The 11776-nt window shown below is 61.7% G+C and carries 10 protein-coding genes; 5 read left to right on the top strand and 5 right to left on the bottom strand.

Going from position 1 to position 11776, the window contains the following annotated elements; all coding sequences use genetic code 11:
* Positions 1-10 precede the first annotated feature (10 nt).
* Positions 11-1348 (top strand): MATE family efflux transporter, encoded by a 1338-nt coding sequence (locus tag ATH90_RS03230; protein WP_098465691.1) that lies wholly within the window; start codon positions 11-13, stop codon positions 1346-1348.
* Here the strand turns inward: ATH90_RS03230 and ATH90_RS03225 are convergent.
* The 5 genes from ATH90_RS03225 to ATH90_RS03205 form a co-directional block, all read right to left on the bottom strand.
* On the bottom strand, positions 1293-2186 hold the full coding sequence (locus ATH90_RS03225) for an alpha/beta hydrolase (protein ID WP_098465690.1): 894 nt from the start codon (positions 2184-2186) through the stop codon (positions 1293-1295). The genes ATH90_RS03230 and ATH90_RS03225 overlap by 56 nt on opposite strands.
* 154 nt (positions 2187-2340) lie before the next feature.
* On the bottom strand, positions 2341-4254 hold the full coding sequence (gene speA / locus ATH90_RS03220) for an arginine decarboxylase (RefSeq protein WP_016977003.1): 1914 nt from the start codon (positions 4252-4254) through the stop codon (positions 2341-2343).
* 144 nt (positions 4255-4398) lie between these two features.
* Positions 4399-4770, bottom strand: coding sequence for a translation initiation factor Sui1 (locus ATH90_RS03215; protein ID WP_025857628.1), 372 nt, complete (start codon positions 4768-4770; stop codon positions 4399-4401).
* Between the two features lie 193 nt (positions 4771-4963).
* Positions 4964-5500 (bottom strand): NUDIX hydrolase, encoded by a 537-nt coding sequence (locus ATH90_RS03210; RefSeq protein ID WP_098465689.1) that lies wholly within the window; start codon positions 5498-5500, stop codon positions 4964-4966.
* A 2-nt stretch (positions 5501-5502) separates the two neighbouring features.
* The gene (locus ATH90_RS03205; protein WP_370636181.1) at positions 5503-6480 is read right to left on the bottom strand and encodes a DUF2333 family protein; all 978 of its coding nucleotides are present in this window, start codon (positions 6478-6480) and stop codon (positions 5503-5505) included.
* A 388-nt stretch (positions 6481-6868) separates the two neighbouring features.
* Between ATH90_RS03205 and ATH90_RS03200 the strand changes: the two genes are divergently transcribed.
* The 4 genes from ATH90_RS03200 (at position 6869) to accB (ending at position 11769) form a co-directional block, all read left to right on the top strand.
* Positions 6869-8539, top strand: a complete 1671-nt coding sequence (locus ATH90_RS03200) for a response regulator (protein WP_069021453.1) — start codon at positions 6869-6871, stop codon at positions 8537-8539.
* 1466 nt (positions 8540-10005) lie between these two features.
* Positions 10006-10554, top strand: coding sequence for a methyl-accepting chemotaxis protein (locus ATH90_RS29830; RefSeq protein ID WP_392396919.1), 549 nt, complete (start codon positions 10006-10008; stop codon positions 10552-10554).
* Between the two features lie 273 nt (positions 10555-10827).
* Positions 10828-11283, top strand: a complete 456-nt coding sequence (aroQ, locus tag ATH90_RS03190; RefSeq protein WP_003171482.1) for a type II 3-dehydroquinate dehydratase — start codon at positions 10828-10830, stop codon at positions 11281-11283.
* 24 nt (positions 11284-11307) lie between these two features.
* On the top strand, positions 11308-11769 hold the full coding sequence (gene accB / locus ATH90_RS03185) for an acetyl-CoA carboxylase biotin carboxyl carrier protein (RefSeq protein ID WP_017136744.1): 462 nt from the start codon (positions 11308-11310) through the stop codon (positions 11767-11769).
* The last annotated feature ends 7 nt before the right edge of the window (positions 11770-11776 follow it).

The following is an 11776-nucleotide window of genomic DNA, read 5'->3' as shown; positions in this document are numbered from 1 at the left end:
AGGAGCCCGCATGCCGACCCTACTCACCGACTGGCGCCATCGTCCCACCCACCGCCGCGTCTGGGCCCTGGCCGCGCCGATGATCCTGTCGAATATCTCGGTGCCACTGGTGGCCCTGGTCGACAGCATGGTCATCGGCCACCTGCCCCACGCCCACCAACTGGGCGCCGTGGCCGTTGGCGCCAGCCTGTATACCTTTCTTGCCTGGGCCATGGGCTTCCTGCGCATGGGCTCCACCGGTTTCGCCGCCCAGGCCGCCGGGCGCAATGATGGCGCCGGGCTTCGGCAGATCCTGCTGCAAGGCCTGCTGCTGGCGCTGGGCCTGGCGATGCTCTTGGGCACGGTGGGGATCCCGCTGAGCCATCTGGCCCTGGAGTGGATGCAGCCTTCTCCCGAACTGAATCAACTGACGCGCGAATTTTTCCAGACCCGCCTGTTCGGGCTGCCCGCCGCGCTGGCCAGTTATGCGCTGGTCGGCTGGTTCCTCGGGACGCAGAACGCCCGCGCGCCCCTGGCGATCCTGCTGACCACCAACCTGGTCAACATCGCCCTCAACCTGTGGTTCGTACTTGGCCTGGATTGGGGCGTGGTCGGTTCGGCACGGGCATCCGTTGTCGCCGAATGGACGGGTGCACTGCTCGGCCTGGCGATGACGCAAAAAGCCCTGCGCGCCTACCCCGGCCACATCGCCTGGGCCGTGCTGAAACGGTGGGCGAGTTGGCGCCCCCTGCTGGCGGTCAACCGCGACATTTTTATCCGTAGCCTCGCGCTGCAATCGGTGTTCTTCATGATCACCGTACAAGGCGCGCGCCTGGGCGACGCCACTGTGGCCGCCAATGCACTGCTGCTCAACGGCCTGTTGCTGACCGCCCACGCCCTGGATGGCTTGGCCCACGCAGTCGAAGCCCTCTGCGGTCACGCGATCGGCGCGCATGACCGCCAATCCCTGCGCCGCTCACTGGTGGTGGCCGGCGGCTGGTCGCTGATCGCCAGCGTCGGTTTCGCCCTGCTGTTCACCGTCGCCGGCCACCTGTTCATCGCCATGCAGACCGATATCCCCAGTGTGCGCGAAACCGCCGATACCTACTTGCCCTACTTGGCAGTGCTGCCGCTGATTGCGGTGTGGAGTTACCTGCTGGACGGCCTGTTCATCGGTGCCACCCGCGCGCGGGAAATGCGCAACGGCATGCTGCTGACCGTGTTGCTGACATTGCCATTCGCCTGGGCATTGCAAGGTTTGGGTAACCACGGGCTGTGGATAACCTTCCTACTGTTCATGGCCGTGCGCAGCCTTACTTTGTGGGCGATTGCCTGGCGCTTGAACCGGCAGGACCAGTGGCTTGGATAAACGCGGTCACACGATCCAGTACCGGCGCCAGCCAACGCAAGGGTTTGGCCATGGCCGCCACCAGCGTCTGGTGATTGGTCTTGCCGAAGTAAAACGACTCGACTGGCACTCCCGCGGCGCGCAACTTGTTAGCCAAGCCACCGGTATTGCGCGTGGGGTTGACCAGTTTGTCGTCCGTCGAGGCGATCAACAGGCTCGGCGGCGCACCGGCGCTGATGTGGTTGATCGGCTGAGAGTCCGGCGGTGAATCGGGGAAGAAAAACACCGGTTTTACGTCTGGGTTTTCAATCGGCAGGAAGTCATAAGGACCGGCCAGGCCGATCCAGCCCTTGAGCATCGACGGCGACAAATCAACGGCGTTCAACCAACGCGCGTCCAGTGCCAGCATCGAGGCATTGTAGGCGCCGGAACTGTGGCCCATCAGGTAGAGCTGCTGGGGGTCGCCACCGTAGTCGGCGATGTGCCGATGGGTCCAGGCGACCGCGTTGGCGCTGTCCTGGAGGAAGGCGGGATAACGCACTTGCGGGTAGAGGCGGTAATCGGCGATCACCACGACGATGCCACGTGAGGCCAGCGCTTCGCCGACGAAACCGTAGTCGTCCCTTGAGCCGCTATTCCAGCTGCCACCGTAGAAGAACACCACCACCGGAGCGTGGGATATTGCTGCGGCCGGGCGGTAGACATCGAGTCGCTGGCGGGGATCATCGCCGTAGGCGATCGAAGCGGTTTTGGTAAACGTATTCGAAGGGGTCAGTGCATTGAGCACTTTGACTGGGGAACAGGCGGAGATAAGCGTGGCGAATGCCAGGGTCAATACTTGCAGCCATTTGCTCGACATCGTCCAGCCCCCACACAGAAGGCACCGCAAAGTGAAGATCCAAATGTGGGGGCGGGCTTGCTCGCGAATGCGGTGGGTCAGTTAACAGCTATGTAACTGCTACACCGCTTTCGCGAGCAAGCCCGCTCGCACATTAGATTGCTGTCAGCCTAGATCACGAAGACAGGTAAGAAGACCGCGTCAGGCCCAGGCGCAGCGCATCGAGGAACTGAGTGCGCTCGCTGGCACTGATCTTCGCACTGGCACACTTGTCACGGTAATGAGTCATCAACTCCTCCGGCGACAAGTGCACATAGCGCAGCATGTCTTCGATGGTGTCGTGGGTCTCGATACCCGCGCTGTACACCGAACCGTCTTCACGCTGGTAGATGTTCACCGAGTCGGTGTCACCAAACAGGTTGTGCATGTCGCCGAGGATTTCCTGGTAGGCACCGACCAGGAAGATACCCAGCAAGTAGTCCTCACCTTCGTTCAAGGCGTGTACTGGCAAGCTGGTCTCGATGCTCTGCTCGTCGACGTACTGCTTGATCTTGCCGTCGGAGTCGCAGGTCAGGTCTTGCAGCACGGCACGGCGCAGCGGCTCTTCGTCGAGACGGTGCAGTGGCAGGATCGGCAGTACCTGGCCGATGGCCCAGGTGTCCGGCAGGCTCTGGAACACCGAGAAGTTGCAGATGTACTTATCTGCCAGCTTGTCGTTGAGTTCGTCCAGCACCTGGCGGTGCGAGCGCTGGCGAGCCTTGAGCGAGTTGTGCAGGCGACGGCACACGGCGAAGTAGCACTGCTCGGCCAGGGCTTTCTCGGCCAGGGTCAGTTTGCCGTCAGCGTACTGGGTGGCCACGTCGCTCATGTAGTGGGTGGCGCGCCAGTAGGTTTCGGTGACCATCTCGATATCGGTCGGGCCCAGCAGGTCCACCAGCCATTGCACGGTTTCCGGCAGGCTTTCCTTGTTTTCGATGGTCGGGATTTCGTCGTTATGCTTCTCGACGTCGGTTACCTGTACCACCAGCATGGCATGGTGGGCGGTCAGGGAACGGCCGCTTTCGGAGAAGATATTCGGGTGCGGCAGGCTCTGCGCGTCGCAGAACTCCTTGAGCATGCCCACGACCACGCCAGCGTAGTCATCCATGTCGTAGTTGATCGAGCTGGCGTTACGCGAGTGCGTACCGTCGTAGTCCACGCCCAGGCCGCCGCCCACATCGATGTGGTCTACCGGCAGGCCAAGGTTGCGCAGTTCGCCGTAGTAACGGATCGCTTCCTTGAAGCCGTGCTGGTAGTCGGCCAGGTTGGCGATCTGCGAGCCCATGTGGAAGTGCAGCAGGCGGATGCCCTGGTCCAGGCCCGCCGCGCGGAAGCGTTCGACCACAGACAACAACTGCGCCGCCGACAGACCGAACTTGGACTTCTCGCCACCGGTGTCCGCCCACTTGCTCGACGCCAGGGACGACAAGCGCACGCGCAGGCCGACCTGTGGCTTGACCTTGAGGCTGGCGGCCTCTTCGATCACCAGCTCAACTTCGGATTCCTTCTCGATAACGATGAACACGTTGTGGCCAAGCTTCTGGCCCATCAGCGCGAGGCGGATGAACTCACGGTCCTTGTAACCGTTGCAGACGATGGTGCCGCCCTTCGGCGCCAGGGCCAATACCGCCAGCAGCTCAGGCTTGGAGCCGGCTTCCAGGCCGATGGACACATTCTGGGTGGCGATGATGTTCTCGATCACCGCCTCCTGCTGGTTCACCTTGATCGGGTACAGCGCGGTGTACTTGCTCTGGTATTCCAGGCGTTCGATGTTGGCGTCGAACGCACCGGTGAGCTGGCGCACACGGTCTTGCAGGATGTCGGGGAAGCGCACCAGCAGCGGCAACGAAAGGCCGCTTTTGCGCAGTTCGTCGACTTGCTCGTACAGGTCGACCGGCGTGCTGTTCGGACCGTTCGGACGGACTTCTACGCGACCGGCTTCATTGATCGCGAAATACCCGGCCCCCCAATGGCGAATCCCGTAAACACTGCGGCTGTCCGCAACTGTCCATTGGCTGCCATCGTCTTTGCGTGTGCGTCGTACGGACATCGAAGTCCCCTATAAATGAAGTCGAAGGCACCGCCCCTCGTTCGAGGCTGGCGCAGTCTAAAGAATGAAAATGACGATTTGCCTGCGTGCAAGGTAGGACCCCACGCACAGGACAGAGTTTAGACACAGGTCGGGAAGAGGCTCTCAGCCGCCGGACTTCTTGGCCTTGTACCCGAGCTTGATCAGCTCGGCCAACAGCAACTCGACGTGATCGCCCTGGATCTCGATGACGCCGTCTTTCAACGCGCCCCCGGTGCCACAGCGCTTTTTCAGCGCAGTGGCGAGCTCCTTCAGCGCGTCTTCTGCCAGCGGCACGCCGGTGATGGTGGTCACCGTCTTGCCGCCACGGCCTTTGCTCTCGCGTCGCACGCGGGCAATACCGTCGCCTTCAGGGATCAGGGTCTGTTTGCAGGTACACGAATCCACGGGCTGACGACAGTCCGGGCAGTGTCGACCTGCATCGGTGGAAAATACCAGGCCACCAAGGGCGGCGAAGGATGCGGCTTTTTTGGCCACCGGCAATCCTCTTGGGAGGACAAAGACTGGCCAGCGCTCGGCTCCTGTAAAAAAGGCGAGCCACCGACCGCGAAGCCCCACTCAGGCAGGGGCAGCGCTACCGAACCACCAAGGCAGTTCGGGTGAAAAGTCGCGCAGTGTAACCACAAAAAGGCGACTTGCTAAGAGCCAAATGGCGCCAATTTATGCAAGTTTAGCGACGCGAGGCCAGATAGCGGCGCAGGCCCTCCTGGGCGTCCGGGCAGTAAGGCTTTTGTTCAGCTTCCTGCAGGACTATTTCTATAGGTAAAAACCGCGCCTCCATCACCTCTTCCGGCTGCAGGCGCAGCGGCCCGTCCCAGACGGCGGAGTAGGACTTGCACCAGAGCCGGCTGTCACCATCCTCGAAATAGAAATGATCATGTTCGATCAATTCCACCCCGCCGACACCCAGTTCCTCTTCCAGCTCGCGAGCGGCCGACAGGGCATAAGTCTCACCTGCCGCCACCATCCCACCCGCCGCCGTGTCCCAGAAACCGGGATACATGGCTTTGCTCAGGGTGCGTCGATGCACGCACAGATGGCCGGCCGAATTGAACAGGAAGATAAAGGTGCAGCGGCCGATCAGGCCGCGCTGGCGGAGGTCGGACCTGACAAGGGTGCCGAGCAGGTTGTCCTGCTCGTCGACCCAGCAGATCAGTTCAGCATCAGAGGCCGCGCGGTGCGCAGCCTCCTTTTGAGTAGCGTCCATCATCACCCCTGGTTGAGGAGCTGACGCAAGTCGATCACTGCAGCGTTTGCCCGGGATATATAGTTGGCCATCACCAGCGAGTGATTCGCCAGTACGCCGAAGCCACTGCCATTAAGGATCATAGGACTCCACACCGGTTCCTGCGAGGCTTCCAGCTCACGAATGATCTGGCGCACGCTGACGGTGGCGTTTTTCTTGGCCAGTACGTCGGCAAAATCGACTTCGATGGCGCGCAGCAGGTGCGACAGGGCCCAGGCCTGGCCGCGAGCCTCGTAGAACACGTTGTCGATCTGCATCCATGGGGTTTCCACCACTTCTTCATCGACCTGCGGCACTTCACCCGGCGCGAGGGCCTCGGTTTTCAGCGCGGTGTTCAGTTTTACCCGGCCAACGCTGGCCGACAGGCGCTGCGACAGCGAACCCAGGCGCGTGGCAACATCGCCCAGCCAGTTATTCAGGTTGTCAGCACGCGCATAGAACAGCGCGCCCCGCTGGTTCGGGTCGGACAGGCGCGCTTCATAGCGGCTCAGGGAATTGATGCCTTCCTGGTACTCCGACTCGCTGGACGGCAGCACCCAGCTTTTGTTGTCGAAGTTGAAGCGCGGCTCGGCCTTGGCCAGGTCGGCGTCTTCAGCCGACTGCGACTGGGAGCGAGCGAAGTCCTTGCGCAGGGCGCGGGTCAGGTCGCGAACCTGCACCAGCACGCCGTACTCCCAGCTCGGCATGTTGTCCATCCACAAGCCTGGCGGGAAGCGGTCGTTGGAGATGTAGCCACCGGGCTTGTTGAGCAAGGTGCCGACCACCGTCTTGAGGGTTTCGACAGTGGTAAAGCCCACCACCATCTGCTTGCCGTCTTTTTCGGCGGCAATCTGCGCATTTTGCTGGACCGGGAACAACGCCGGCTCTTCGCTCCAGTACCAGCCCAGGGCGCCGGTGACCAACAGGTACAGGCCGAGCACGCTGAGCACTGCACGGCTCATCAGCACGGTACGAAGATAGCTGCGGTTGGCCGACTTGGGCTCAGGGGCGGGGCCTTTGGCACTGCCTGCACGGTTTTTCCAGTCCAGCATGGCGATATCCTTTCAATCACTTGAGTTCATGCACTTGAATTGATGGCGTGCGTTCAAACACTCCGACCACAACCCTACCCCATCGTGCCCGCACATGCGGGGCTTTTCACCAAACTGGCGCAGAGCAGGTATTGAACTATAAAGGATGCACGCTTTTTACGCTGCGCGACCAGCAGGTCAGCAACTGAATGCTCGGAACACGCAGTTTATTGATGCATGACACTCATCCCATGGAAAAGAGGTGCTAGCATAGAGCCATCAGTCGACCTCAGCATGCACCCTAACTAGTAGTCAGGATATGACCGAGCCAGAAGACCCCAGCCGTGAGCGTCTCAAGCAGCATTTTGCCCAGCGGGTAATTCATCAGGCACGTCAAATTCTTGAGATCTGGCAGCGCCTGCAACGCAGCGAGTGGTCCGGCACCGACCTTTCCGAACTCAGCGAGGCCAATTTGCGCCTGCTGCGGTTTGCCGAGCGTTTCGAACAACCGGAACACAGCCAGCTGGCGCAGCACATCGGCGAATCCCTCAGGGCCGTGGACGAGAACCGGGGGCGCCTGAGCAGCCACCTGATCACCGAACTCAACCGCTTGATGCAGCGCCTGTCGCGCACCGGCCTGCGCCAGGGCGACCAACTGGAACAAACCTTCCTGCCGCCGATGCGCAAGCCGATCTACGTGATGCTGGCCGATCATGACCGCGCCGAGCGCTTGGCCAAGCAGTTGGAATTTTTTGGCATGAGCGCCCAATCCCTCGACAGCGTGGCGGCGTTTCGTGCGTCGATGGCCGAGCGCCTGCCTTCGGCAATCGTGATGGACGTGGATTTCTGCGGCACTGGCCTGGGCCTGAAACTCGCCGCCGAAGCCCAGGAAGGCCTGGAGCAGAAACTACCGCTGCTGTTTTTCAGCTTGCACGAAACCGACACCCCCACTCGCCTGGCCGCCGTGCGCGCCGGGGGCCAGGAGTTTCTGACCGGTACGCTGGAAGCCTCCAGCCTGCTGGAGAAGATCGAAGTGCTGACCTGCGTCGCCCAGTACGAGCCCTATAAAGTGCTGATCATCGACGACTCGCGGGCCCAGGCACTGCACACCGAGCGGTTGCTCAACAGTGCCGGCATCGTCACCCGCACGTTGATCGAGCCGATCCAGGCGATGGCCGAACTGGCGGACTTCCAGCCCGACCTGATCATCCTCGACATGTATATGCCCGCCTGTACCGGTACTGAACTGGCCAAGGTGATCCGCCACAACGACCGTTATGTCAGCGTGCCGATCATTTACCTGTCGGCCGAGGACGACCTGGACAAGCAACTGGACGCCATGAGCGAAGGCGGCGACGACTTCCTCACCAAACCGATCAAGCCGCGCCACCTGATCACCACCGTACGCAACCGTGCGGCCCGCGCGCGCAACCTCAAGGCACGGATGGTGCGCGACAGCCTGACCGGCCTGTACAACCACACCCACATCCTGCAATTGCTTGAAGACTGCAGCTTCCGCGCCCGTCGCGAGAACAAGCCGCTGAGCTTTGCCATGCTCGATATCGACCACTTCAAGCGCGTCAATGACAGCCACGGCCACCCCATGGGTGACCGCGTGATCAAGAGCCTGGCACTGTTCCTCAAGCAGCGCCTGCGCAAGACCGACTACATCGGGCGCTACGGTGGTGAAGAGTTCGCCATTGTGATGCCCGATACCGACCTGGAATCGGCGTGCCAGGTGCTGGACGAGATTCGCGGACGCTTTGCCGAAATCCACTACCCGGCCCAGCCCCAGGATTTGTGGTGCACGTTCAGCGCCGGGCTGGTGGAGCTGTGCGACGGCTCCGACAGCCTGATGATGGCCGCCCAGGCCGATGAGGCGCTTTACCGCGCCAAGGATGCCGGGCGTAACCGTGTGCAAGCGGCGCGCACATCAAAGCAAAGTGCCACCTTTTCACCGGAATCCACTGATTCGGTCATAACCTTGTAATGAAAACGCAATAACTTCAGGCACTTATCTTCTGCTGTCGGTTGAAACCACGCATGCGCCTGAAGCTGCTGACCAATCTCAATACTCTTCTGCTGGTGGCCGTGTGCCTGGCGCTGGGAGCGACGCTGTGGTGGTCGCAACGCGCCCTGGAACGGCCTTATTTACTGATGGAGCGCTACCTGGGCCTGTCACAGACCTTTCAAAACCAGGCCGCGCGCAATATCGACGACTACCTGGCCAGCGGCGATGCGCTGCGCCTGAGCAGCGCCAGCCAGAGCCTGGAAGGCCTGTTGCAGCATCTGGATGAACTGCCTGCGAACCTTGCGCAAAACCTGCGCCCCAGCCTGGTGGAACTGGACACGTTCAGCAAAACCGATTTGCTGGCGGCCGGCAAGCTTGCAGGCGACCCACAAGCCTTGCTGCTGCAAGCCGAACGTGAATTGGGCGCTAACCTGGAGCAACTGGGCCAGTACGCCATCGGGGTGAACACCCCTGACGCCGCACGCTATCTCCCCCCCTTGCTCGCCGCCTCCCAGCACCTGGGCAAACTGTCCCTGGCCCGCGATAAACTGGTGAGCAGCGGTCGCGCAGAATTGGCCGATGATGTGGAACGTGAAGTCGGCAACATCCGCAGCCAGGCTGACCTCCTGGAGCAGTTGCCATTGCTTGGGGTGAAGGCCAGCGCTGAATCCAGTGCCGATGACTTTTCCGCGCTGATGGGCCTGGAAAACACTGAAAAGACCGAAGCCCAGGACACCGGCGTCGACCTCAAGCGCGAGCTCAACAGCCTGCTGACCCGCTACCCCGCTGAACTCAAGCGCACCCGCGAACAGATCCAGCAACGCGCGGACCTGGCCACCAGCACCCACCTCAAAATCAACGCCGTGCAGGAAGCCATCGCGGGCCTGGAGCCGGCCGTGCGTGCGCAGCACGGCAAGATCCAGGGCGAAGTGCGCCTGATACAAGGCGTGATGATCGGCCTTATCCTGTTGATCGCGCTGCTCATCGACACCCTGCAACGGCGCCTGGCACGGGTGCTGACCAACCTGGCGCCGGCGCTGTCGACCTGGGCGGAAGGCGATTTCAGCCAGCCGATTGCCCTGGGCAAGACCAACCGCGAACTGCACGATATAGAGGCCTCGTTGAACCGCCTGCGTGCCTACTTGGTGGACCTGGTGGGCACGATCCGCGGCAACGCCAAGGAAGTCGCCGGCAGCAGCCGCGCCCTCGCCGAACTGAGCAGCGGCCTGCACGACGGCGCCGAACGCCAGGCCGGCGATACCGCGCAGATCCGTGATTCGCTGGGCGAACTGGAAGCAACCATCCAACAAGTTGCCGGCGATGCCAGCCAGGCAGCGGGCGCCAGCCGCAGTGCCGGCCAAGCGGTGGAGCAAGGCCAGCGGGTTATCGGCCTGAGCCTGACCGGGCTGCATGCCCTGGTAGGCGAAGTGCAGCAAAACGCACAGATGATCGAAAAACTCGCTGAAGAGTCCGCCACTATCGGCGGCGTGCTGACGGTGATTCGAGCGATTGCCGACCAGACCAACCTGCTGGCCCTCAACGCCGCCATCGAGGCCGCCCGCGCCGGTGAAGCCGGGCGTGGTTTTGCCGTGGTCGCCGACGAGGTCCGCTCGCTGGCCCAGCGTACGGCTGGCGCCACTGCAGAGATCCAGACCCTGATCGCCGGCCTGCAAAACGCCGCCCACCAATCGGTGCAGGGTATGCGCACCCAGGTCGAGCACGCCGAGGCCACCGCCCAACAGGCCCAGGCCGCGGACGGTGCGCTGGATGAAATCGTCGGCGCGATCCAGACCATTTCCGACACCGCCGTGCGTATCGCCGATGTGACCGCGCAGCAAAGCGGTGCCGTCAGTGAGATTCGCGATAACAGTGAGCGGATTCACCAATTGGGCGAGGATAATCTGCTGCGCATTGGCCAGGGCCGTCGCCAGGGCGAACATCTGCTAGTGCTGGGCGGGCAGCTCAATACGGCCGTACAGGCGTTCCGCGTCTGACCCGATCTCAGCCTGGATGGAGATCAACGGTGGGCGCTGGCTTGCCCGCGATTGCGGCCTGCCAGGGCAGGAGAGGTTGCCTGACCCACTGCAACCGCAGGCAAGCCAGCACCTTCAGGGATCTGCCTATGACTGGATCAAGGGCCACAGTCATAAATTTTGCGCAATCCTCGCTAATCGTGCCGCCTACTGCATAGAACTGGACAGTCACAAAGGCTTTGCGGCATAGTCGCCGAGTTCTGCCGTACCCACATCAATAACAAGGAACAGCCGATGGCGACCTTACTGGTTCTTCACGGACCCAACCTGAACCTGCTTGGCACCCGCGAACCGGGCGTCTACGGGGCAGTCACCCTCGATCAGATCAACCTCGATCTTGAACGCAGGGCGCGTGAAGCCGGCCACCATCTGCTCTACCTGCAAAGCAATGCCGAGTACGAATTGATTGATCGTATCCATGCCGCGCGTGGCGAAGGCGTGGACTTTATCCTGATCAATCCCGCCGCTTTTACGCATACAAGCGTTGCATTACGTGACGCGTTGCTGGCGGTGAGCATCCCATTCATCGAAGTGCATTTGTCGAACGTGCACAAACGCGAACCTTTCCGCCATCACTCTTACTTCTCCGACGTAGCGGTAGGAGTGATCTGCGGCCTTGGCGCCAGCGGTTACCGACTGGCCCTGGAGGCCGCCCTGGAACAGCTTGAAGAACAGGCCAAGCGCCCCTGACCGACCCTTGGGAGTTGATGATTCATGGATATCCGTAAAGTTAAGAAACTGATCGAACTGCTGGAAGAATCCGGTATCGACGAGCTGGAAATCAAGGAAGGCGAAGAGTCCGTACGGATCAGCCGTCACAGCAAGACCCCGGCCCAACAGTTCTACGCGCCACAGATGCAAGCACCGGCCCCGGCTGCTGCACCTGCCGCCGCGCCTGCTGCCGCCGCCGCACCTGCCGCCCCAGCCGCGCCTGCGCTGAACGGCTTCGTGGTCAAGTCGCCAATGGTCGGTACCTTCTACCGCACCCCGGCACCGACCTCGCCAGCCTTCGTTGAAGTCGGCGCAACCGTGAAAGTGGGCGACACCATCTGCATCGTGGAAGCGATGAAGATGATGAACCACATCACGGCTGAAAAAGCCGGCGTCATCGAATCCATCCTGGTAGAAAACGGTCAGCCGGTTGAGTACGACCAGCCGCTGTTCACCATCGTTTGAACCGCGG

Origin of the sequence: Pseudomonas lurida, assembly GCF_002563895.1 — a bacterium.
Classification (GTDB): Bacteria; Pseudomonadota; Gammaproteobacteria; order Pseudomonadales; family Pseudomonadaceae; genus Aquipseudomonas; species Aquipseudomonas lurida.
Note: the sequence above shows the minus strand (reverse complement) of the source record. Positions and strands in the feature narration are given on the sequence as shown.

Coding starts and splice junctions, on each gene's coding strand:
- ATH90_RS03230 (WP_098465691.1), top strand. CDS start 11: ATGCCGACCCTACTCACCGACTGGCGCCATCGTCCCACCCACCGCCGC.
- ATH90_RS03225 (WP_098465690.1), bottom strand. CDS start 2,186: ATGTCGAGCAAATGGCTGCAAGTATTGACCCTGGCATTCGCCACGCTT.
- speA (WP_016977003.1), bottom strand. CDS start 4,254: ATGTCCGTACGACGCACACGCAAAGACGATGGCAGCCAATGGACAGTT.
- ATH90_RS03210 (WP_098465689.1), bottom strand. CDS start 5,500: ATGGACGCTACTCAAAAGGAGGCTGCGCACCGCGCGGCCTCTGATGCT.
- ATH90_RS03205 (WP_370636181.1), bottom strand. CDS start 6,480: ATGAGCCGTGCAGTGCTCAGCGTGCTCGGCCTGTACCTGTTGGTCACC.
- ATH90_RS03200 (WP_069021453.1), top strand. CDS start 6,869: ATGACCGAGCCAGAAGACCCCAGCCGTGAGCGTCTCAAGCAGCATTTT.
- ATH90_RS29830 (WP_392396919.1), top strand. CDS start 10,006: ATGATCGAAAAACTCGCTGAAGAGTCCGCCACTATCGGCGGCGTGCTG.
- aroQ (WP_003171482.1), top strand. CDS start 10,828: ATGGCGACCTTACTGGTTCTTCACGGACCCAACCTGAACCTGCTTGGC.
- accB (WP_017136744.1), top strand. CDS start 11,308: ATGGATATCCGTAAAGTTAAGAAACTGATCGAACTGCTGGAAGAATCC.